The sequence below is a fragment of the Streptomyces sp. 891-h genome, assembly GCF_022760275.1.
GTDB lineage: Bacteria > Actinomycetota > Actinomycetes > Streptomycetales > Streptomycetaceae > Streptomyces > Streptomyces spirodelae.
This window is the reverse complement of sequence record NZ_CP050693.1, coordinates 7,075,213-7,096,984: the sequence shown is the minus strand read 5'-3', so window position 1 is coordinate 7,096,984 and position 21,772 is coordinate 7,075,213. Positions and strand designations below refer to the sequence as shown.

The 21,772-nt window shown below is 69.5% G+C and carries 17 protein-coding genes; 9 read left to right on the top strand and 8 right to left on the bottom strand.

Annotated features, from left to right (window positions below):
- Positions 1–9: 9 nt before the first annotated feature.
- The 4 genes from HC362_RS31400 to HC362_RS31385 form a co-directional block, all read right to left on the bottom strand.
- Positions 10–978, bottom strand: coding sequence for an NAD(P)-dependent oxidoreductase (locus tag HC362_RS31400; RefSeq protein ID WP_243087705.1), 969 nt, complete (start codon positions 976–978; stop codon positions 10–12).
- 35 nt (positions 979–1,013) lie between these two features.
- Positions 1,014–3,749, bottom strand: a complete 2,736-nt coding sequence (locus tag HC362_RS31395) for a non-ribosomal peptide synthetase (RefSeq protein WP_243087704.1) — start codon at positions 3,747–3,749, stop codon at positions 1,014–1,016.
- 228 nt (positions 3,750–3,977) lie between these two features.
- Complete coding sequence (locus tag HC362_RS31390; RefSeq protein WP_243087703.1) at positions 3,978–5,138, bottom strand: ATP-grasp domain-containing protein; 1,161 nt, start codon at positions 5,136–5,138, stop codon at positions 3,978–3,980.
- A gap of 468 nt (positions 5,139–5,606) precedes the next feature.
- Positions 5,607–6,290: a TetR/AcrR family transcriptional regulator gene (locus tag HC362_RS31385; RefSeq protein WP_243087702.1), complete on the bottom strand. Its 684-nt coding sequence runs from the start codon at positions 6,288–6,290 to the stop codon at positions 5,607–5,609.
- A 168-nt stretch (positions 6,291–6,458) separates the two neighbouring features.
- On the opposite strand from HC362_RS31385, the gene HC362_RS31380 reads away from it, so the two are divergent.
- On the top strand, positions 6,459–7,676 hold the full coding sequence (locus HC362_RS31380) for a slipin family protein (protein ID WP_243087701.1): 1,218 nt from the start codon (positions 6,459–6,461) through the stop codon (positions 7,674–7,676).
- Between the two features lie 16 nt (positions 7,677–7,692).
- Here the strand turns inward: HC362_RS31380 and HC362_RS31375 are convergent, their stop codons facing one another.
- Positions 7,693–8,712 (bottom strand): PHP domain-containing protein, encoded by a 1,020-nt coding sequence (locus HC362_RS31375; protein WP_243087700.1) that lies wholly within the window; start codon positions 8,710–8,712, stop codon positions 7,693–7,695.
- Between the two features lie 325 nt (positions 8,713–9,037).
- Between HC362_RS31375 and HC362_RS31370 the strand changes: the two genes are divergently transcribed.
- Complete coding sequence (locus tag HC362_RS31370; RefSeq protein ID WP_243087698.1) at positions 9,038–10,027, top strand: glycoside hydrolase family 16 protein; 990 nt, start codon at positions 9,038–9,040, stop codon at positions 10,025–10,027.
- 151 nt (positions 10,028–10,178) lie between these two features.
- A complete protein-coding gene (locus HC362_RS31365) occupies positions 10,179–11,168 on the top strand; it encodes an MsnO8 family LLM class oxidoreductase (protein WP_243087691.1) in 990 nt (329 codons plus the stop codon).
- Positions 11,169–11,227: 59 nt separating this feature from the next.
- Here the strand turns inward: HC362_RS31365 and HC362_RS31360 are convergent, their stop codons facing one another.
- Together HC362_RS31360 and HC362_RS31355 are read right to left on the bottom strand one after the other, a co-directional pair.
- Positions 11,228–11,680 (bottom strand): hypothetical protein, encoded by a 453-nt coding sequence (locus HC362_RS31360; RefSeq protein WP_243087690.1) that lies wholly within the window; start codon positions 11,678–11,680, stop codon positions 11,228–11,230.
- 199 nt (positions 11,681–11,879) lie between these two features.
- Positions 11,880–12,683 carry a YhjD/YihY/BrkB family envelope integrity protein gene (locus HC362_RS31355; protein ID WP_243087688.1) on the bottom strand — a complete coding sequence of 268 codons (804 nt, stop codon included), beginning with the start codon at positions 12,681–12,683 and terminating at the stop codon, positions 11,880–11,882.
- Positions 12,684–13,151: 468 nt separating this feature from the next.
- Between HC362_RS31355 and HC362_RS31350 the strand changes: the two genes are divergently transcribed.
- From HC362_RS31350 to HC362_RS31325, 6 genes are all read left to right on the top strand, one after another.
- The gene (locus HC362_RS31350; protein WP_243087686.1) at positions 13,152–13,850 is read left to right on the top strand and encodes a cytochrome c oxidase subunit II; all 699 of its coding nucleotides are present in this window, start codon (positions 13,152–13,154) and stop codon (positions 13,848–13,850) included.
- Positions 13,847–15,484: a cbb3-type cytochrome c oxidase subunit I gene (locus tag HC362_RS31345; protein WP_243087684.1), complete on the top strand. Its 1,638-nt coding sequence runs from the start codon at positions 13,847–13,849 to the stop codon at positions 15,482–15,484. The genes HC362_RS31350 and HC362_RS31345 overlap by 4 nt, the downstream gene beginning before the upstream one ends.
- Positions 15,481–15,870: a hypothetical protein gene (locus HC362_RS31340; protein WP_243087683.1), complete on the top strand. Its 390-nt coding sequence runs from the start codon at positions 15,481–15,483 to the stop codon at positions 15,868–15,870. The genes HC362_RS31345 and HC362_RS31340 overlap by 4 nt, the downstream gene beginning before the upstream one ends.
- Positions 15,867–16,373 carry a hypothetical protein gene (locus HC362_RS31335; protein WP_243087681.1) on the top strand — a complete coding sequence of 169 codons (507 nt, stop codon included), beginning with the start codon at positions 15,867–15,869 and terminating at the stop codon, positions 16,371–16,373. Before HC362_RS31340 ends, HC362_RS31335 begins: the two co-directional genes overlap by 4 nt.
- 283 nt (positions 16,374–16,656) lie before the next feature.
- Positions 16,657–18,207, top strand: a complete 1,551-nt coding sequence (locus HC362_RS31330) for a ubiquinol-cytochrome c reductase cytochrome b subunit (protein ID WP_243088895.1) — start codon at positions 16,657–16,659, stop codon at positions 18,205–18,207.
- A gap of 132 nt (positions 18,208–18,339) precedes the next feature.
- Positions 18,340–20,157 carry a glycoside hydrolase family 15 protein gene (locus HC362_RS31325; RefSeq protein WP_243087679.1) on the top strand — a complete coding sequence of 606 codons (1,818 nt, stop codon included), beginning with the start codon at positions 18,340–18,342 and terminating at the stop codon, positions 20,155–20,157.
- A 51-nt stretch (positions 20,158–20,208) separates the two neighbouring features.
- Here HC362_RS31325 and HC362_RS31320 read toward each other — a convergent pair whose 3' ends face one another.
- A complete protein-coding gene (locus tag HC362_RS31320; RefSeq protein WP_243087677.1) occupies positions 20,209–21,540 on the bottom strand; it encodes a hypothetical protein in 1,332 nt (443 codons plus the stop codon).
- Between the last annotated feature and the right edge of the window lie 232 nt (positions 21,541–21,772).

Genomic DNA, 21,772 nt, shown 5'->3' with positions numbered 1-21,772 from the left:
TCCTCGTTGTCACTTGGATGTCCCAGCCGGGTGCGCGTCGAGGTGCGCATGGAGATACGCGTCGATGCGGTCGCGGTACTCCTCGAACAGTTCGGCCAGGGTGCGGGCGATGCCGGCCTTCCAGCCGACGGAGCAGTCGCCGATGAGGCGGCGGCGGGTGCTGTGGTCGAAGATCGCCGTCTCCCTGCTGTGGTCGCCTCGGTCGAGGTGGACCGGAACGCCGGTGAGCTCGGACATGTACTCCAGCAGGTCGGTGATCCCGACCTCTTCGTCACCGCCCCAGTTCACGACCCGGGCGGGCGCCTGCGCCGCCTGCCACAGCAACGGCACCTGGCGCACGACGTCGTCGGTGTGCAGCAGGTTGCAGTAGTTCTGCCCTTCGCGCGGCACCGCGCAGGGCTTTCCGGCGCGCAACTGGTTGAACAGGATCATCGGTACGCCGCCATGGCCGTACGGACCGTAGGCGATGTTGAGCCGCGCGATCACCGCGGGCAGCGAGAGGGCTTCGGACAGGCCCCGCACCACCCCTTCCGCGGTGATCTTGGCGACGGGGTAGGTCGGCAGCCATGGCGCGGCGCCGCCCAGCGGGTCGCTCTCCCGGTAGCGGTGTGTGCTGTCGGCCCGGTTGTAGACCACCCCTGACGAGACGTACAGGAACGACTCGGCCCTGGCGCAGTGCGTCATCAGCCGCGCCGTGCCAACGGCGTTGCCGCGCGCGGTCTCCTCGAAGTCCGTCCCGTCGCCCCGGTGCACCGCGGAGTGCAGTACGTGCGTGAAGTCGTCGGGCACGCCGTCGAGTTCGTCGGTCGCCATGTCCCAGGTGACGGTGTGGGCACCCAGTTCCTCAAGGACCTTGCGGGCTGTCAGGTCGCCGAACCGGCCCAGGCACCACACCTCGTTTCCGGCGGTGAGTGCCTCGGCCACGGGCCTGGCGACCTGCCCGGTTCCCCCCGTGATGAGTATCTTCTTGCCTTGCATGTCAGCGGCTCCTGGTCAGGTCGGCGGGGTTCCGGTCAGCTGAGTGCACGGGCCAGCTCGCGCCGCAATGTCGCCTGGAAGGTCTGTACGTGCTGGGGGCTCATCAGGGTGTAGTGCTCACCGTCGACTTCGATGTAGGCGTTGGGATTCCGGGTGAACCCGTCCCAGTGACGCAGTTGGTTGTCGAGCCACTCCTGTTTCGAGCCGCGCAGTGGGGTGCAGTAGAAGACCCGAACGTGTCCGACCGTTCCGGACGGTTCGTAGGTGCGGCCCAGGTGCACCATGTTCTGTGCCAGGTGCACCCAGTTGGTGAACCGCTCCAGGGTGAGGTCCAGTTCGGTCAGGCGCCGTTTGGGAGCGTGGTCGATCAAGTACGCCAGCTGGTCGGCCTCGGGCAGCGGGCGGAGCGTGCCGGTGAGTTCCTCGATGTCGGCATGGTTGATCAGCTCCAGGAACAGCGCGAGGTTGATCGCGCCGTCGGTGAAGGTGATCTCGTTCATGCGGTCGGAGATACGCGGCGGCAGGTTGAAGACGCCGACGAAGTCGACCTTGTCGCCCTCGGCCTCCAGCCGCTTGGCGATCTCGAACGCGACCGCACCGCCGTAGGAGTATCCGGCCACCGCGTACGGTCCCTCCGGCTGTGCCCGCCGGATCGCCGCCACATAGGTGGAGACCATTTCGGCGAACGACTCGAAATGGGTCTCGCCCTGTCCGAAGCCGCGTGCCCGCAGCGCGTGGAACGGCCGCTCGCCGGTGAAGTACTTGGCGAGGTTGACGAAGACCAGCACCTCCCCCAGGCCCGGGTGGACGCAGAACAGCGGCGTTCCCTCCCCGGTCACCTGGAGCGGCACCAGCGGGTCGTAGGCGCTGTCCCCCTCGGCGCGCCCGGCGGCCAGCCGGCCGGCCAGCGCCCGCACGGTGGGGGCCTGCAGAAGCGTGGACATGGGCACGTCGTCCAAGCCGAACTCGGCCTGGATCTGCGACTTGAGCCGCAGCACGTCCAGCGAGGTTCCGCCCAGGTCGAAGAAGCTGGCCGTCGCGGGAACCCTGCTGACGTTCAGTACGCGGGCGTAGATGGCGGCCAGCGTGGTCTCGGCGTCCCCCTCCGGCGCCACATAGGCTCCGAGGAACCGGGCGCTGACCTCCTCGGCCCTGCGCGCAGCGGCGCCCAGGCCGCCGTCCTCGACGGCCGTGCGCAGCCGGGAGCGCTGGACCTTGCCGAGGTTGCCGCGCGGGATCTCTTCCGCGGCGAGCGGGAGAATCAGCTGGGGACGGAAGCCCCAGTGCATCACCGTCGAGCTGCGGATCGCCACGATCGCGCGGTAGACGGCCACGTCGTCGGCCAGGTCTCCGTCCGGGGTGAAGGCGATGGCGAGCTGCTCCGAATCGGCCCCTTCCGGCCGGATCGGGAAGGCCGCGACCTGCCCGCGCCGCACCTCGTCCAGCCCGTCCAGGACCGCTTCCAGGTCGTGGCTGTAGTAGTTGACCCCGTTGACGATGATGGAGTCCTTGGTGCGGCCGACGAGCGACAGCCGCCCGTCGGCATCGAGTCGGCCCAGATCGCCGGTGCGGAACCACCCGTCGGAGGTGAACGCTTCGGCGGTGGCCCGGTCGTTGCCGAAGTACCCGTCGGTGACCATCGTGCCGCGCAGCTGCACCTCACCCGAGTCGGTCGCCCCGGGCTCGTCGGTGGAGGAGAGCACCGTGCCGCCGCCGTCGACGATCCGGATGCGCAGGCCCCGCACCGGGCGGCCGAGCGGGGGGAACTCGGTGTCCATGTCGCGTGCGGCGAACTCGCGGTTGAAGACGCTTCCCGCGCACGTCTCGGTCATCCCGAACGCGGGCACGATCACATCGTCGCGCAGTCCGTAGCGGGCGAGCGCGTCCAGGAAGACCCGCACGGTGGCGGTCACCGTGGCCTCGCCGCCGGAGATGATGTACCGCACCCGGGAGAGGTCCACTTCCTCGTGCGGCACCGGTGCCTGGGCGAGGGCCTGGTTGATCTGCCCGAAGAGGAAGTTGGGGGTGAAGGTCAGCCTTACCCGATGCGCCGTCAGCAGGCGGAGGAACTCCAGCGGGTCGGCCAGCACCGTCGCCGGCGTTGCCACAACCTGGTCGGCGCCGTTGACCATCGGCAGCAGGTGCGCCTCGATCGCGGCGATGTGATCGGCCGAGATCCAGTTCATCGTCGTGTCGTCCGGCCCCAGTTCCAGCGCCCCCGCCTTCCCCGCCTGGGCGGCCAGCAGGTTGGCATGGGTGAGCCTGACCGCCTTGCTCGACCCGGTTGACCCGGAGGTGAGCATCAGCAGGGCCAGGTCGTCGGGCGCGGGCCTGTGGTGCTGCTCGTACTCGGCCGCGGTCTGGGCCAGTTCCTCCGCGGTCACGGTCCGCAGCCCGACGTCGGGCAGCTCTCCCCCGACCGCCTTCGGGGCGACCACCAGCGGCTCCCCCAGCAGTGTGCGCAGCTGGTCCAGCTGTTCGTACGCCCGGGAAGAGTCGGCCGGCGGTATGAACGGGCACGGCACGACACCGCTCAGCACGCAGCCCCAGAAGGCGCGGACGAAGCTCTCCGGGTCGTTGGCCGCGAGCAGCGCCCGGTCGCCCGGAGCGGCGCCGTAGCCGCGCAGTCCTTGCGCGATCCGGCACGCGGATTCCCACAGATCCGCGTAGGAAAGAAAGGAACCGCCGACGAATGTGACGCCACGAGATCTGTCATGGGCCACGCTCTCCAGAAGCTGCGGGAGCGTCGGAGCGGGATTTTTGTCCTGCATGAGTCGAATACCTCCGATCGGAGCACGACGGATAGCAGTGGCGGACAGCTGTCCGGTCGGACAGCGCGCGCCGGTGAAGAGCGCAGAAGAGTTGGAACTCCACAGGGCTGACCCTGGGCATGGATGGTTCTGAGGTAAAGCGAACGCCTTCCGGATTCCTGTGGGCGGCCGGATGTGCTGAGTGTGACCCTGGACTTCGCGTGCCGCCCCGGTCCCCCCTGGTCGCCCTCAGCCGTCCTCGTTGAAGCGCACGATTTCTTCGATGGTCTTCTGGAGCTTGAGATCGTCCTGGTCGGAGACGAGCGCATGACCGACGCTGCCGTACGGCCCGGGATGCGCGCCGAGCGATCCGTCGTATTTGATGTCGTCGAGCGAGAAGCGTTGTTCGAAGTCCTCTTGCGTCAGCCTCCCGCTACCCGACGGGCGCAGCAGCGCATACCCGTAGTAGCGGTCCGGGGAGGCCGTGCCCAGCGGGCCGATCGGCTTCTCACCGAGCGCCAGGCCGATTTCGATATCGAAGAGGTCGACCCCGTAGGTCAGCTCATTTGCCTGCGGAGAAAGCCCGCCGGGAAGACGGATCGCGCACTCGCCGAAAGTCAGGCCGGTTTCCTTCCTGAAAGCTTCCAGGTGGAACACGCAATCGGGCGCTTCCAGATGTCCCAGTACCTGCCCGGCGAGGGTCTCCAACTGCTGGGAGAGTGCGGCATGCCGCTTCTTGTCCACGAGGTGCGCTGCCAGAATGCCGCCCTGTGCGGCGCTGACCGGTGAGGCGTGGTAGCGGGACACGGAAGACCACTGAAGGCCGCCGTCGGCCCAGATGCCGTCCAGGTAGACCTCAGGCGCTGCCACGAAGGACTCGGCGACGATTGCGACATCCGACTGCCCGGGGAGCTGGTCCAGGGCCTTTGCGTACGCTTCCGGTGAGCGGACGATATTGGTGCGCAGGGAGCCTGCCCCGGCCGCCGGCTTGACGACGAAGACGTCGCCCAGCTCGTCGACGAGATCCGCGTAGGCGGTGTCCTTCGTCGCATAGCGGCAGCGTGCTCGCTCGACCTGCGGCGGAAGGTCGCGCTTTTGGAGGTACTTGTCCCGGAACGAGAGGACCCTCCTTGGGTCCGCATGCCCGGGAAGGTTCAGCTGCTGCCGCAGAAAGGCAGCCCCGAAAACGCCCATCTCGTGAACGGAGAGCGCGCCTACCACGTCTTTCAGCTCTGCGGACAGCACTGCCCGTAATACTTCCTGAACGTTCTCCATGTCAGCGACGCAGCTGTAGCTCTGCTTTTCCAGCGCGCTCACAGGCGCCGGCACGATGTAGTACGGATCCAGGTCTCTGCACCGGATTGCCCGGTCGAGATCAGGCCGGTATCCGATGACGATCATTGTCGGCATTCCGTCTCCCCGTATTGCAGCCGGTCACAGCTTCCAGAAAGTCGTTTGGCGCACTGCCACTCGGATCACAGCCGGGCGCCCCGCACCCTGCGCAAGTGACTCCCTGAGAGATTGCTTCCGCGCACCCAGAACCCCCGTCGAATGTCTGGCGACCAGTAATCCCCGTTCAAGGCCGACACCGCCACATCGTGTCACACGGCATCCCAGGATGTGGATATGCGCGTACATGATCTTTTACCGAATTCGACGTGACATGGATCACAGACAATGTTTGCAGTAAAGGTGCATGGATTTGCGCGCAAGGTATCGCTCGGAGCAGCGTCCACCACGCCGACCATAAGCGGATAACCGATCGTGAAGCGCGGAGCACGAATAGTCACAGCAGGTGCGTGTACTGCAAATGCAACGGTGCGGCAAACCCATGGAGGCCGCCGGAGGCCCCCGGGGAACGGGGAAGCGGAGCAGCGATCAGCGGGCCGGACCCAGGTGCGCGTCCAGGGCCGCCCCGACGAGTCCGGCGAGGCGGTCCGTGTCCGACGGATCGGTGCCCAGCATCAGCGGCAGGCTGCGCCACGTCCACAGCTGGGCGATGCCGTGCACGTTCGCCCACAGCGCTGCGGTCGCCGTCGCGGGGCCGTCGACCGGGCCGCCGCTGTCGGCTGCCTTGCCGGCCCCGCCGGCGCTGCCGGCCGCCCGCTGCGCGCCGGCGGCCCGCCGTCCCCGGTGCTCGGCGACCAGTGCGACCATCTCCCGGAACAGCGGAAGTGTCGTATCGCGCAGCCGGGGCCCGTCGGCGCCCTGTTCCTCGCTGTTGAGCAGATCGTGGCGGAACATCAGCTCGAACATGGCGCGGTTCTCGACGGCGAACCGCACATAGGCCGTGGCAAGGGCCGCCAGCCGCTCGCGGGGCGCTGCGGCGGGCCCGGCGGAGCTGTCCGCCGCGGCGAACCGCTCCTTGAGATCGGCATAGCCCCGGTGGGCGATGGCGCTGAGCAGGGCCTGGTGGGTCGGGAAGTACCGGCGCGGCGCTCCGTGTGAGACGCCTGCCCTGCGGGCGATCTCCCGCAGCCCCAGTGCGGCGGTCCCCTCGGTGGTGACCAGTTCCACTCCGACGTCGACCAGCCGCTCCCGGAGCGAGTTCTCGGTTTCCATGTGCACCTGCCTACCACCCGGCAGTAGACAGCGCCTACTTCCGGGCCGCACGGCATCCTGGTAACCAATCAGCCACTCTTGGTGACGGAACGGGCTGTACGCTCCCGTCTCTGACCGTCGCTCGCATGCACGCGGCTGCCCGATCTAGTCTGGTATCACCTTCTTGGGATGGTTGGTGGCGTCATGCAAGCTGCGATAGCTGTCATCGTCATCGTGGGTCTGCTGGCAGTGATGGGTGCCTTGTCAGCGATCCGCGTCGTCAAGCAGTACGAACGCGGTGTCGTGCTGCGCCTCGGACGTCTGCACCGGGACATACGCGGTCCCGGGCTGACTCTGATCGTTCCTGTGATCGACCGACTCCGCAAAGTGAACATGCAGATCGTCACCATGCCTGTCCCGGCCCAGGAGGGCATCACCCGGGACAATGTGACGGTGCGCGTGGACGCGGTCGTCTACTTCAAGGTGGTGAAGCCGGCCGACGCGGTGATCCGGGTCGAGAACTACCAGTTCGCCGTCTCCCAGATGGCCCAGACATCCCTGCGGTCGATCATCGGGAAGAGCGATCTGGACGATCTGCTCTCCAACCGCGAGAAGCTCAACCAGGGCCTGGAGCTGATGATCGACAGCCCAGCGGTCGACTGGGGAGTGCAGATCGACCGGGTGGAGATCAAGGACGTGTCGCTGCCGGACACCATGAAGCGGTCCATGGCCCGCCAGGCCGAGGCTCACCGTGAGCGCCGCGCGCGGGTGATCAACGCCGACGCGGAGCTCCAGGCGTCCAAGCGGCTCGCGGAAGCGGCCCAGCAGATGTCCGTCCAGCCGGCGGCCCTGCAACTGCGGCTGCTCCAGACCATCACGGCCGTCGCCGCCGAGAAGAACTCGACCCTCGTGCTCCCCTTCCCCGTCGAACTGCTGCGCTTCCTGGAGCGTGCGCAACAGCCCGAAGAGGGCGCGGAGACGGAAGCGGAGACGGGCACCGAGCCGGCGGCCCTGGGCGAGACCGACCGCGAGACCGACCGCGAGACCGCGGAGGACACGCGGCGCGAGCGGGAGGAACTCGGCCTCAGGAGGGAACTCGGGAAGGAAGAGGAAGAGATAGCGGCGACGTTCCGGCCCGCCGAGCGGGAGCGGCGTACGGAGAGGGCCCGGGCGGCGGAGGCTGCGGCCGAGGCCGACGCCCGGTTCGCCGGCCCGCTGCCGCCTGACCCGGCCGCGCCGCTGCGCGATCCGGCCATGGTGCTCCCGGAGTTGCAGGTGACCGGCCTTCCGACCGCCGAGGACCTCGCCCAGGAGCCCTACGAGCCCTCCGGCGAGAGCCGCTCCGAGGAGGAGTCCTCACACCGGGGCCGTGGCGGCAAGCGCAGGCACCACGGCAAAGCGGCCTGACCAGCGGCGGGTTCCCTCACGCGGCTCCCGCTGTCCACCGCAGCAGTCGGTCTGCCGAGAGAGTGTTGACGATCCGCTCGGCCGGAATGCCGCACTCGGCCGCGCGCACACAGCCGCCGGGCTGCCAGTCGAGCTGGCCGGGGGCGTGCGCGTCGGTGTTGACGGCGAAGCGGACGCCCGCGTCGAGGGCCTGCCGCAGCAGACGGCGGGGCGGATCGCTGCGCTCGGGACGGCAGTTGATCTCCACTGCCGTTCCGGACTCCGCGCACGCGGCGAAGACCTCCTCCGCGTCGAACTCCGACTCCGGCCGCCCTCGCCCCGACAGCAGTCGGCCCGTGCAGTGCCCCAGGATGTCGACGAGAGGGCTGCGCGCTGCCCGGACCATGCGCCGGGTCATCTCTTCCGTGGGCATCCGCAGTTTCGAGTGCACCGAGGCCACCACCACGTCGAGGCGGTCCAGCAGTTCCTCATCCTGGTCGAGGCTGCCGTCCTCCAGGATGTCGCACTCGATACCCGTCAGGAGCCGGAAGGGCGCCAACCGCTCGCCGACCTGAGCGACCACGTCCAACTGCGCGCGCAGCCGGTCGGCCGACAGACCCCGCGCGACGGTCAACCGCGGCGAGTGGTCCGTGAGCACGGCCCACTCGTGGCCGAGCCCCTTCGCCGTCGCGGCCATCTCCTCGATGGAGCTGCCGCCGTCGGACCAGTCCGAGTGCAGATGGCAGTCCCCCCGCAGCGCGGCCCGCAACTTCCGGGCCGCCTCGGGCAGCGGGGCCTCCCGCTCCGCTTCGGCCTCCAGCTTCGCCAGGTAGCGCGGTACCTCGCCCTCCAGTGCCTCGGCGGCCACCTGCGCGGTCTTGGGGCCCACGCCCTTCAGCGACTCCAGCGAGCCGGCCGCCACGCGCTGGGCGATCTCGCCCTCCGGCAGCCCGGCCAGCACCTGCGCGGCAGTACGGAAGGCCCGCACCCGGTACGTCGGCGCCTGAGCGCGCTCCAGCAGAAAGGCGATCCGCTCCAACGCCGCCCGCGGCTCCACAACCGGCTCCTCTCCGCCGTTCTCGCGACCGGCCCCCGCGAACCGGCCGCAGCAGAGGCTACGCGGCGACCTCGCGCCCGGGCTCCGTGGCGAGGGCGTGTTGAGCGGCTTTCCCGATCGGCCTCAGATGACGGGCGCGCCGCCCGCGGTGGTGAGCGTGGGCGCGCCCAGGGCCAGGGTCGTCTCCGTCAGGTCTGCGGCAGGCCGAAGCCGGTGCCCGTATCTGCCCGTTCGCACACAAGCCTTGACGATGGTCCAGACCTTCGGCACGGTGCTGTGCCGTGAGAGCGCTCACCCACCCCCCACTCCTAAGGAGCGCATCGTCATGTTCCGTACGGGCAACTTCCGTACCGGCGGAGGACACCACAGGCTCGGCATCCTTCCGGCGGCCGCCGCGATGATGACGGCGCTGGGTGTGCTGGCGCTGCCGACGGCCCAGGCCGACGAAGCCCCGGCGCAACAGCACACGCGGTCCGCCGAGGACACGCAGGTCGCGCAGGAGGTGTGGCGGACCGACTTCGACGGCGCCGCCGGCTCCCTCCCCTCCGGGGACGACTGGATCATCGACACCGGCCACGGCTACCCCGGCGGCCCGCCCAACTGGGGCACCGGCGAAGTGCAGTCGTACACCGACAGCCCCGAGAACCTGCAACTCGACGGCGAGGGCCATCTGAAGATCACCGCTCTCAAGAAGGGCGACTCGTGGACCTCGGCCCGCATCGAGACCCGGCGCACGGACTTCGCGGCGCCCGAAGGCGGCAAACTGCGCATCTCCGCGAGCCTGAGACTGCCCGAGGTCTCCGGTGACGGGGCGCTGGGCTACTGGCCGGCCTTCTGGACACTGGGCGCCGACTACCGCGGCAACTACCAGAACTGGCCCGGCATCGGCGAGTTCGACATCATGGAGAACGTCAACGGCCAGAGCGCCGCGCACGGCGTTCTGCACTGCGGCGTCAACCCGGGCGGACCCTGCAACGAGACCCAGGGCCTCGGCAACAGTGCCACATGCGGCGGCTCCTGCCAGGGCGGCTTCCACGAGTACGCCCTCGAACTCGACCGCACCGGTGCGACCGAGGAGTTGCGCTGGTATCAGGACGGCCGGCTCTTCCACACCGTGCGGGAATCCGACATGGACGCCGCCACCTGGCAGAAGGCCACAGACCACGGCCACTTCATCCTGCTGAACCTGGCGATGGGGGGCGCGTTCCCCGACGGCGCGGCCGGCCACGCGACGCCCACCGCGGCCACCGCCTCGGGTGGCTCGCTCCTCGTCGACCACGTCGCCGTCGAGGTCACCCCGTCCACCGCACGCTAGGCACCAGAGCGGCGGGACCCGGACGGCTCCCGTTTTCCCAACTCCGGCCCGGCCGGGCGCGGGAGCCGTTCGGGCGCGGAGCCGTTCGGGCGCGCCGAAGAGAGCGTCACCCGCCCGCCCTCGTTCCGAGCGTGATCACTATGCTGGCGACATGGTGGACATACCTCTCTCGGCGCTGGAAGTCGCGGTGGTCCAGACGGACACCGCAGCGGTGGAAACGCTGCGGGACACCACGGCCTTCGCCCAGGGCCTCGAAGGCCTGGGCTACCACCGGATCTGGTACGCCGAGCACCACCACTCGCCCGCGATCGGCGCGTTTCCACCGGTCGTGCTGATCGCACACGCGGCCGCCTCGACGCGTTCCGTCCGTCTCGGTTCCGGCGGGGTCCTGGCCCCGCACCACGCGCCGCTGCTGCTGGCCGAACAGTTCGCGACGCTGGCCGCCCTGCACCCGGGCCGGGTCGACCTGGGCATCGGCCGCGGCCCCGGCACCTTCGACGAGGCCATCGCACGGGCGCTGCGCCGTGGAGCCGATCCGGTGACGGATACGCAGTACCGGGACGACATCGCCGAGACTCTCGCCCATCTGAGGGACGACCAGGTCGCGCTCGGCCCGCTGCCGGAGCCCTGGCTGCTGGCCTCCAGCACCGCAGGGGCCGCTCTCGCCGCTGAGCTGGGCCTGCCGATCGCGGTCGCGCACCACATCCGCCCCGACAACACCCAGGCGGTCCTGGAACGTTACCGAGCGGCTTTCACCCCCTCACCCTGGTGCGAGCAGCCCCGGGTGCTGCTGTGCGTGGAGACCGTGTGTGCCGAGACGGAGGAGGAAGCCGCCCGGCTGGCCGGGCCGATGGACGTCGTCAAGGCGGGGCTTCTCAAAGGAGCGAGTGAGGAGCCCTTCCCGACGCCCGCGCAGGCAGCCGCCCACCGCTTCACCCCGCAGGAGGAGCAGGCGCTGGCCGGCTTCCGTGCCCAGCAGGCACGGGGCACAGCAGCGACCGTCGTGCGCCGGCTGAGGGAACTGGCCGCAGCCACCGGAGCGGACGAACTGATGCTGACCACGCCGGTCTACGACCTCCAGCACCGCCTCACCTCCTACGAACTGGTCAAGAAGGAGTACGAGGCCACGGCAGCGGCGTAAGGCGTCTGCTGGCCCTGTCCGCGCCGGCGCCGGCGCGGACAGGGCCCGGCGATGGGGCCTCAGGAGCCCTTGAGGGTGTACTTGCAGCCCTGGGAACTCTTGCCGCCCGCGTTCTTGTCCACCGTCTTGCCGTCCACCTCGATGGCACACGGCGGAAAGACGAAGGTTCCGCTGGTCCCCTTCACCGCCTGCGGAGTGACATACAACTGCACGCCCTTCTTCAGTTCGGCCCCTTCGAGAGTCACCTTGGCCGTCTTCTTCCACGGGAGTGTCGCCGAATCGAATTGGCTGCTGCCCGCCGCCCATCCGATCTGCGAGGAGCCCGTGCCCTGAACCTTCAGGGTCACCTCATGGGTCTCGGGCGGCCCCCACTTCGGTTTCTTCGCCGAGTTCGGTTTGTCGGCGCTCTGTGCCTTTGCGCCGGAGTCGCCGCCGCTTCCGGAGTCGCTGCCACAGCCGCTCACGAGAACGCCGATCATGACCAAGGCCGCTGCCGAGACTGTCCTGCGCACGTTCTTCTCCTCTGCGTCGACGGGCAAGTACTCCCAGGGCTCGTTCCATGAGCCTAGTGGGGCGGAAGGTTGTCGGTGGGCATGATGAGCCGGGAGAGAGGGACCCGACCACTCCATTCTCGAAACGGCATATGCCCGGGGTCGGGCGGCCTTCCGCACCGGCGCCTTCCGGGCGCACCGGCTCGCTCTTCCCCGCCGCTCAACGTTCCGGTGAATCACCGCTGTCGGACGAACGTGCGATACCCGTCAGCCAATTCCGCACATGGTGACCGAACAGCGGGCCACCAAAAACAACGAAACCCACCCCGATGAGCCAGGACTGCACAATGAGCAGCGTTCCGGCGGCACCGTAGGAGTTCCTGCTGCTGATGATCAGGGGCGAGAAGACGAAGTAGGAGAAGATTCTGAGCCCCGTCAGCCCGAGCATGGTGGCCACCGCTCCCGGAAGCAGACACCGCCAGGAAACCCGGCCGGTGAGCAGGAAGTGCTGGCTCCACCAGAAGAAGAGCATTCCCGTCAGAAGCGTCAGCACCACCCGGGCCACACTCCTGGCCACGCCGGGTTGCAGCGCGTCCTCGCTCTCGACCTCCGCGAAGAGATAACCCGTCAGAACGGCGAGCCACACCACTTGGCGCCATACCTTGTGCGGCGTACGACTCGGCGGAAGGCCCCAGATCTTCTCGTAACCGGTCTGGACACTCGCGGCGAAAGTCACCCCGAAGAGCGCGAGGAGTACGGCACTCAGCACGCTGGTGGTATTGACCACCTGGCGCGGCGGAGAGAACAAATCGCGCACATTGTCCGCCGCCGAGGGGTTTTCCAGTCCCATACCGTTGACGATCCACTCGTCGAAACCGGCACGTTTGACCGGATCCAGCGCGGCCACCACGATCAGGAGCGGCACCAGGGCCACAAAGGCGAGTACCGCGAAACTCATCGCTCTGCGCAGCAGCTCGAACTCGGCACCGTGCTGCCACACCCGCCCGCCCGGGGACTTCGCCACACGGTGCCTGAGGCTCGCCCAACGACGATGCACCCCACGTCCTCCCAGCGGACCGAGCGGCGGAGACCGGCCGCACCACGTTCCGGTCCGCGTTCCGGCCCGCGTATTCCGGCGTGCGTATTCCGGCTGCCCCGGCCCCGGCCCGCTCTCCTGAATACCCGCCCCATTTCAGGCCGGGTCCGCGCGTTTTCCTGCCCCGAGTACGCGGGCCCGGCCTCTTCGCTCAGTATCACAATAGAAACAGCGGTAAATCCGCAGACATGTCGAGGCAAACAGGTGACTGCTCATACCGCCCCAGCCCGCGACCCGGAGCCGGCCTCTCGGGCGACAGCCCCACAGCGGCGTTTCGGAGCAGCCGGACGGCTCGGAGTGACGGGGCGCGGTGTGTCACGGAACATATCCCGCAAATCGCGGCATACGGTTCCTCAGCGCGCTCCCGCACGGCGCTCGAGCAGGGAGGGAGTCACCATGGAACAGCGGCGGATCTTCGAGCAGGTGTTCACCACGGAGTCGGCCATCGCGGGCTTCGTCTTTCTCGTGGTGCTGTGCGCACTGGCCTACTCGCTGGTCCGTCGACGCGCGGGGGCGGGGGTCCTCCCCTCGCCGCACGCCGAGCGGCAGCGGCTGGAGACGCTGTATCTGGTCGTACTCGCCGCCGTCGCCGCCTTCCTGGTCGTCTACACGGCCTCGGCCAACGACCGGGAGCACCCCGGAGCCCACGCGCACGGCGGCGGACGCGCGGCCGGGAAGGCGCGACCGGTGACGGTGGATGTGACCGCCTTCCAGTGGTGCTGGAAGTTCGCCCACCCGACGCCCGGCACCCCGCGCGCCGGGACGGCGAGCACGACGGCGAACTGCCGGAACGGCCACCTGCCCACCCTGGTGGTCCCGACCGGCCGTACCGTCCGGCTGCGGATCACTTCCCGGGACGTCATCCACTCGCTGTGGGTGCCGGCGCTGCGCTACAAGATGGACGCCTTCCCCGACCACACCAACAGCTTCACCTTGAAGATCGACGAGGAAGGCAAGTGGATCGGCCGGTGCGCCGAGTTCTGTGGCGACCGGCACCACTCCATGGACTTCTGGCTCAAGGCCGTCTCCCCCGACGAGTACGAGAACTGGGTGCAGCAGCACCAGCAGGCCGCGCCGACGGGGGCGGCGGCGTGACCCTGGCCCCCGACGCCCCGCGCACGACGGAGGCCGCCCGGACGGTGCGGCCGCGCTCGTGGCTGGGCTGGGCGGTCAGCACCGACCACAAACGGATCGGGCTGCTGACCATGGGGACGGCCGTGGTGCTGCTCTTCCTCATGGGCACGCTGGCGCTGCTGATGCGCAGTCAGCTGGCGCAGCCGGAGCAGAACGTCTTCGGCTCTTCCGTCTACAACCAGCTCTTCAGCATCCACGGCTCCGGCATGATCTATATGGTCATGACGCCGTTCGCCATCGGCCTGGGCGTCTATCTCGTGCCCCTCCAGGTCGGCGCGCCGGCCATCGCGATGCCACGTACCACCTTGTTCGGGTACTGGCTCTACGCCCTGGGCGCGGTGCTGATGCTCACCGGCTTCGCGATGCCGTCGGGCGCGCATGCCGACGGATGGTTCTCCTACCCGCCCATGGCCAGCAGCGTTCATACGCCCGGAAACGGCACTCCGCTGTGGATCGTAGGCGTCTTCATGGCCACCGTCGGCTCGCTGGGAATGGGCTGGGCCGTGCTGTGGACCGCGCTGCGCAAGCGGACGCGCGGGATGACGATGCTGCGGCTGCCCGTCTTCACCTGGTCGATGATCGCCTCCACGCTGATGGTGATCGGCGCGTTCCCCTCGCTGCTCGCCGCGCTGGTGCTGCTGGCCATCGGCCGTGTCCAGCCGTCGGTCTTCGACTCGAACGTGTGGAACATCGGCTACCAGCATCTGTTCTGGTTCTACGGCCACCCTGTGGTGTACGTGATGTTCTTCCCGTATCTGGGGGCTGTGGGCGAGATCCTGGCGGTCTTCTCCCGGCGCCGGTTCTTCGGCTACAAGGGCACCGTCATCTCGCTGCTGGTCTTCGCGGCCATGTCGATGAGCGTATGGGGACACCACATGTTCGCGACGGGCCAGGCGACCAACGACTACTACTCGCTGACCTCCATCGCGCTGCTGGTTCCGGCGGGCATCGAGTATTTCGCGCTGGTGGGAACGGTGCTCGGCGGCCGGTTGGTCTTTCCCGTGCCGATGCTGTTCGCGCTGGCGTTCATCCCGCAGTTCCTCATCGGCGGGCTCACCGGAATCATGGTCGGCACACCCGTCATCGACTACCACATGACGGACAGCTATTTCATCGTCGCCCACCTGCACTACGTGCTGTTCGCGGGCAGCGCCTTCGGACTGTTCGCGGCCGTCTACTACTGGTGGCCCAAGGTGACCGGCACCATGCTCGACGAACGGCTGGGCCGCCTCCACTTCGTCCTCCTGGTGATCGGCACCAACCTGACCTTCCTTCCCATGTTCGGCCTCGGCCAGCTGGGTATGCCCCGGCGGGTCGCCACCTACCCGGCGTGGGCCGGCTTCGGGACGCTGAACCTCATCTCCTCCATCGGCGCGGGCTTCCTGGCCGCCGGGATGATCGTCTTCGCGATGAACCTCCAGTCCGCCGCCCGCCGGCGCACCAGGGCCCCCGGCGACCCGTGGCAGGGACACAGCCTGGAATGGGCCACCACCTCCCCGCCACCGAGGTACAACTTCACCCCTCGCCACCCGCTGCCGCCGATCACCAGCAACGCTCCCCTTCTCGACGCCCGGATGCGACAGGAGCAGACATGAGCGGCCCTGTGCCGAACTGGTGCAAGCGGCACCCGTCAGCTGCCGTCGTGGCCGGCTGGGCAGCGCTCAACGCCGTACTGCTGGGAGTGCTCACCGCCTACGGGGAGAGCGAGCTCGCGCTGCTGCTGTGGGCAGGAGTGCTCGTCCTGCTCACGCTGGCGGCGGCCGTCGTACTGCTCTCCTCCCTGCGGGGTCCACGCGAGCACACGCACTACGACGTGCCGGGCGAGAACGGGGCCGCGCTCGTCATCGCCGCGTTCGGGCTGGCCGCGGGCGGCCTGATGTTCGTCTACAGCACCTGGCTGGTCGTCATCGCCGTCCCGCTGTTGCTTCTCGCCGCGGCCTTCGCCGTCCGGCACCGGAGTCATGGGGGGAGCTCGCGATGACGCCGCATGGCTGGCCGGAGGCGGCGGAGATGGCGGGGGTGGGCCTGGCCCTGACCGTGGCGCTTCCCGCCCTCGTCATCGGTACCCGCTCCCGCACCCGCTGGGCACGGCTGTGGCAGCGACTGTGCCCGCCGACGGGGGCGGCCCTGGCGGGCTTCGTCCTGCTGCACGCGGCTGTCACGGCCGGAGCGTGTGTGCTCATACCGGCCCCCGCCGTCAGGTGCGCGCTGCACGGCGTGCTCCTCGCCGGTGGCCTGCTGTTCTGGCTGCCGGTGTTCGGGCCCGGAAGGAAACTGAGCGAGCCGGGGCGCTGCCTGTATCTGTTCGTCGGCGCGCCGCTGCTGGACATCCCGATGGTCGCGGCCATCGCGCTCGGTCATCATCACGGCGGGCTGGCCATGATCGTCGGCATGCTGCCGATGGGCCTCACCGCCGCCGTCCTGACCTGGCGCTGGATCACCGCCGAGGAGCGCACCCAGCGGTCGCTGGAGGCAGCGCTGTGACGCGGGGCCGACGGTGCCGACCGCGCTCGCGGCCGGTGGGCGCGTCCCGTCGGGTTACGAACCACCGTTGGACTAGCTGACGTTTGAGACCGTCGGGCCCCCGGGATTGCTGCTAGGGCGACCGGCAGGTGAGACGGCCCACCGGTCTCGGGAGCGGAGCGGGCGCGGGCAGCGCCGGCCAGGAGGCGATACGCAGGTGGCCTTGCGACGAAAGGTTGCGGAACGACGACGAGCGCAGCGACGGGAGCGGGTCCTACACGCCTCCCGCGCGCTGGACAAGCGCATGCCGCTGATGGAGGCGGGCAGGCAGTTCCTGCGCAAGGCGTTCCCCGACCACTGGTCGTTCCTGCTCGGCGAGATCGCGCTGTACAGCTTCGTCGTGCTGGTGCTGACCGGTACGTGGCTCACCTTCTTCTTCCACCCCGACATGGCCGAGCAACCGTACGGCGGCGCCTACCGTCCGCTGCGGGGGATCCCGGCCTCTGAGGCGTACGCCTCGGTGCTGCGCATCTGCTTCGAGATCCGGGGCGGCCAGCTCATCCGGCAGATCCACCACTGGGGCGCGCTGCTGTTCATCAGCGCGATCGGGCTGCACATGCTGCGCATCTTCTTCACCGGAGCCTTCCGGCGCCCCCGGGAGGTCAACTGGTTCGTCGGGGTCAGCCTGTTCGGACTCGCGCTGCTCGAGGGCTTCTGCGGCTACTCGCTCCCCGACGATCTGCTGTCCGGCACGGGGCTGCGCACCTTTCAGGGCATCATGCTGTCGATCCCGGTCGTCGGAACCTATCTGAGCTTCTTCCTGTTCGGCGGCGAGTATCCCGGGCACGAGATCGTGTCCCGGCTGTACTCCGCGCACATCCTGTTCATTCCCGGGCTTCTCATCGCGCTGATCACGGTGCACCTGTTCTTCGTCGTATATCTGAAACACACGCACTGGCCCGGAAAGGGGAAGACCAACCGGAACGCGGTCGGCAAGCCCATGGTCCCCCAGTACACGGCCAAGTCGATCGGGCTGTTCCTCGCCGTCTTCGGAGTCCTGACGCTCATGGCCGGCACGCTCCAGATCAACCCGATCTGGATGTACGGGCCGTACCGCACCGACCAGGCCAGTATCGACTCGCAGCCGGACTGGTACGTGGGGTTCATCGAAGGCGCGCTGCGCCTGATGCCGCAGGCCGAGACCAGACTGTGGGGGCACACCGTCGCCTGGGACGTCTTCCTCCCCGGGGTGGTCGTCCCCTCGCTGCTGTTCCTCTGCCTGTACGCGTATCCGCTCATCGAGCGCTGGGTGACGGGGAACTGGAAGGAACACCATCTGTGCGACCGGCCCCGGAACAATCCCACCCGGACCGGGCTGGGCGCGGCAGGGATCTCCGTCTACGCAGTGCTCCTGGTCGCAGGAGGGCAGGACGTGCTGTCCTTCCTCTTCGACTGGCCGCTCGAATCGCTGACATGGACGCTCCGTGGCGCGCTGTTCCTGTTGCCGGCACTGGTGTTCTGGCTGACGAGACGCCTGTGCCTGGGCCTTCAGGCGCAGGACGCCGTACGCGTCGAACTGGGTGACGGCGCCGGGCGGGTGCGTCGGGTGGCCGACGGCTACCAGGAACTGCGCAGGCCGCTGCCCCCGGACAAGAAGCACCGCCTGCTGGTGCGCGACACCCCTCCCCCGCTGACGGCCGAGGAGATCGAAGAGACCGGCAATATGCGTAGGACGCTGTACTTCTGGTACTACGGCGAACGGATCGAACCGGAGCGCACGCCGAAGGAGAGGCGCATCGTCCGGAAGACGACGATCCCGCCGGCGCCGGAAGAGGAGGATTCAGCAGGAAAGTAGGCCCGCTCTCCACTCAGACAGTGCAGACAACGCCGCCCGACCGGTCCGGGCAGCGCAGGGCACGGCCGGACCGGGCCACTACCGGGAATCGCCGATACCAGACCTTCCGACACGAACAGCGACGGTCGTCCCATGATGCGAACAGCCGCTTCCAGCAGCCTCTCCCCCGTCCTGTCGAAACCGTGGGTGCTGCGTGACTACGCCTTCCTCGCGGACGGCGAACGCGGCGCAGTGATCGGCCCGCACGGCGAGGTGGTCTGGCTGTGCGCGCCCCGCTGGGACAGTGACGCCGTCTTCTCGGCCCTGATCGGCGGGGGAGGCGAATACCTCGTCAGCCCCGAGGACGACTGGCATGTGTGGGGCGGCTCCTACGAGGACGGGACTCTGATCCGGGCGAGCCGCTGGGTCACCGCGAGCGGCATCGTCGAATGCCGCGAGGCACTGGCCATGCCCGCCACCCCGGACCGGCTGGTCCTGCTGCGCCGCGTCCGCGCCGTACGGGGTGACGCACATGTGGAGTTCCTGCTCGACCCGCGTCCCGGCTTCGGCCGGCAGGCCATGGGCGACCTGCGCAGGGAGGGAGAGCTGTGGTGTGCGTCGGGGGCGGGGCTACGGCTGCGCTTCGCCGGGGCAGCGCATGCGGGACCCGCTCCCGGCGGAGGTCTGCGCGGACACCTGACCGTACCCGACGGCACAGCACGCGACCTCGTGCTGGAGATCCGGACGGACCGGGCGGGCACCTCCCAGGACCGGGGGGAGCCGGACCCGGACGTGCTTGACCCGGACGTGCTGTGGCGGCGCACCGAACAGGCCTGGCGCCGGGCGGTGCCCGACTGCCACGATCTGCCGGCGAGCCGCGACGCCCGCCACGCGTACGCGGTGCTGACCGGGCTGACCAGCTCCAGCGGCGGTATGGCGGCGGCGGCCACCACCTCGCTGCCCGAACGCGCCGACGTGGGCCGCAACTACGACTACCGCTACACCTGGCTGCGCGACCAGGCGTACGCCGGTATCGCCGTCGCCGCACACGGTGCGCACCCGCTGCTGGACAACGCGGTCCGGTTCGTCACCGCCAGGGTGCTGGAGGACGGGGAAGCGCTGCGGCCGATCTACACCGTCGGCGGCGGCCGGGTACCCGAGCCGTCCGTGCTGCCGCTCCCCGGCTACCCGAGTGGCGGCGACCGCGTCGGCAACCAGGCCGCCGAGCAGTTCCAGCTCGACACCTTCGCCGAGACGTTGCAGCTCTACGCGGCCGCCGCCCGGCACGACCGCCTCGACGGGGAGGCGCGCCGTGCCGTCGATGTCGTGGTGCGCGCGGTGGAGCGGCACTGGCAGCAGCCGGACGCCGGACTGTGGGAGCTGGAGAAGCGCTGGTGGACCCACTCGCGGCTGAGCGCGGTTGCGGGGCTGCGGGCGCTGGCGGCCCAACTGCCCCAGGACCCGGCGGCAGAGCGCTGGCGCGAGCTGGCCGAGGCCGTACTGCGCGAGACCCGCCGCCGCTGTCTGCGGCCCGACGGCGCGTGGGCGCGGGCCGAGGACGACGAGAAGCCGGACGCGGCGCTGCTGATCCCGTTCGCACGCGGGCTGCTGACGTTCGACGACACCTTCGCGCGCACCCGCCGCCTGGTCGAGAGCGAACTGGCCGTGGACGGCTTCGTCTACCGCTTCCAGCACGACAACCGGCCGCTGGGCCAGGACGAGGGCGCTTTCCTGCTGTGCGGCTTCGTCATGGCGATGGCCACCCACCAGGAGGGCGATCACTTGGCGGCGCACCGCTGGTTCGAACGGGGCCGCTCGGCGTACGGCCCCGCCGGGCTCTTCTCGGAGGAGTACGACGTCCAGCAGCGGCAACTGCGCGGCAACCTCCCCCAGGCGTTCGTACATGCCGCGCTGCTGGAATCCGCGGTACGGCTCGGCAGCGGCGGTGCGCGCCCGGCGCTCGGCGGCTGAGGGAGCAGCACAGAGGGAAGCCCACCTGGCCGGGAGGGGGAAGAGCCAGGGTCATGGCGGCCCCGGTGAGGCGGATGTATCCGCGCCCGGTGTCCGCCGGTCCTGCCCGGCCGCTTCCTGTTCCCCTTGCTGCGCCGCCTGTTCCTCCTGGGCTGCCTGCTCCTGCTGCTCGGCCTGTTCGGCCTGCGCCTCGCGCCACTCCCGGCGCTGGCGTTCGCGCCGGCTGTAGGCGGCCTCCCGTACGGCCTCCTCGTCGGCGAGGCCGGAGCCGAGCGCGCCCGCCACCGTGCCCAGGCAGGACGCCAGCCAGGCCACGGTCGCCAGGTCCGGGGGCCCGGCCGGGTGGCCGAGCGTATGGGCCAGATAGGAGGTCGGAATGATGACGCAGGCGCTGACGAAGGCGACCGTGAGCAGGAGCAGGAACATGATCGCCACGCCGCTGACGACGGTCAGCAAGGTGGCGGCGTTGTACAGCGCGGACAGCGCACGCAGTCGCGGATTCCCGGAGCGCTCCCACATGTTGTTGTTGAGGATGAGCCAGGCGACCATCGCGAGGACGGCGAGGATGTTGACCAGGGCCAGGCGTGCCGCGCTCGAGGCGTCCGCGAGCTGCCAGATGCTGGAGTAGAAGATCCCGAAGGCGGCACCGGCCATGGCGCCGGCCAGCGCGGGCGCCAGCGAGGGCACCAGGCGCCAGGGCCGGTTCGCACGCACCATTCCGGACAGCAGCCGCGCCTGTCCGCGAGCGCCCGGCAGCGTGAAGTGGAGGCCGGCGCCGTTGAGGTCGACGTTGGTGTCGACCGCGCGTTCGGCCTCGTGCTCCTCGTCGCTGGGGTTGACCTCGCGCTCGTCGACCGTCCGGTAGCGGGAGGGGATGGCGGCCCGCCGTACCGCACCGGACAGGGGGCTGCGGTCCGCCCGGCGTGCCTCCTCGGAGAGGTGGGCGCAGACCAGGTGGACGAGGAGCTCCCTGGTGCGGCGGCGTACGCGGACGGCTCCCATCGCGGCCATCGAGACCAGCCCCACACCGTGGTCGGGGGCGCAGTCGGCGAGGATCGGCACCTTGCCCACCCGCCTGGGCAGCTCTGTCAGCACCACCGCCACATCCCAGTCGCGCTGGTGGCGCTCGGCCCGGCCGACGGACAGCAGCGGCAGCTCCCCGCCCGACTCCAGTGGCAGCAGGTGGCGGACGACCTCGACCTTCCAGCCCGGCTCCGAGGAATCGGCACCACCGGCGGCGCGGTCGAGCAGGGCCGGCAACTGCCGGGCGACCGCGTGCGCCACGTTCTCCGCGAAGCCCGGTTCGGCGATCAGCCCCAGCACCCGACGGGCCGAGGTCGTATCAACGCCTTCCCGGCTCCCACTCGTTCGGCGATCGGTCACCTTCTCGCCCCTCCCCATCGCACCGGGCCGGTCACAGCTGGATCGTCGCGCATTCCGCCGCGTCCGAATGCGACGTGTTTCCCCGACCGGCCCGGACCCAATCAGCCTCAGGGGGAACTCCCGCTCCCGGCCGCCCGTTGTCACCCCGGCGCGGCATCGGCGGCGCATCCCGGCTCCCATCCCCCGGGCCATCTGCAGGCGCCCTTCAACCAGGGAGTCCGCTGGCTCATAG

Excerpts from the sequence above, each read along its gene's own strand:
- HC362_RS31400 (WP_243087705.1), bottom strand. The coding sequence starts at position 978 with ATGCAAGGCAAGAAGATACTCATCACGGGGGGAACCGGGCAGGTCGCC.
- HC362_RS31395 (WP_243087704.1), bottom strand. The coding sequence starts at position 3,749 with ATGCAGGACAAAAATCCCGCTCCGACGCTCCCGCAGCTTCTGGAGAGC.
- HC362_RS31390 (WP_243087703.1), bottom strand. The coding sequence starts at position 5,138 with ATGCCGACAATGATCGTCATCGGATACCGGCCTGATCTCGACCGGGCA.
- HC362_RS31385 (WP_243087702.1), bottom strand. The coding sequence starts at position 6,290 with ATGGAAACCGAGAACTCGCTCCGGGAGCGGCTGGTCGACGTCGGAGTG.
- HC362_RS31380 (WP_243087701.1), top strand. The coding sequence starts at position 6,459 with ATGGTTGGTGGCGTCATGCAAGCTGCGATAGCTGTCATCGTCATCGTG.
- HC362_RS31370 (WP_243087698.1), top strand. The coding sequence starts at position 9,038 with ATGTTCCGTACGGGCAACTTCCGTACCGGCGGAGGACACCACAGGCTC.
- HC362_RS31365 (WP_243087691.1), top strand. The coding sequence starts at position 10,179 with ATGGTGGACATACCTCTCTCGGCGCTGGAAGTCGCGGTGGTCCAGACG.
- HC362_RS31350 (WP_243087686.1), top strand. The coding sequence starts at position 13,152 with ATGGAACAGCGGCGGATCTTCGAGCAGGTGTTCACCACGGAGTCGGCC.
- HC362_RS31340 (WP_243087683.1), top strand. The coding sequence starts at position 15,481 with ATGAGCGGCCCTGTGCCGAACTGGTGCAAGCGGCACCCGTCAGCTGCC.
- HC362_RS31335 (WP_243087681.1), top strand. The coding sequence starts at position 15,867 with ATGACGCCGCATGGCTGGCCGGAGGCGGCGGAGATGGCGGGGGTGGGC.
- HC362_RS31330 (WP_243088895.1), top strand. The coding sequence starts at position 16,657 with ATGCCGCTGATGGAGGCGGGCAGGCAGTTCCTGCGCAAGGCGTTCCCC.
- HC362_RS31325 (WP_243087679.1), top strand. The coding sequence starts at position 18,340 with ATGATGCGAACAGCCGCTTCCAGCAGCCTCTCCCCCGTCCTGTCGAAA.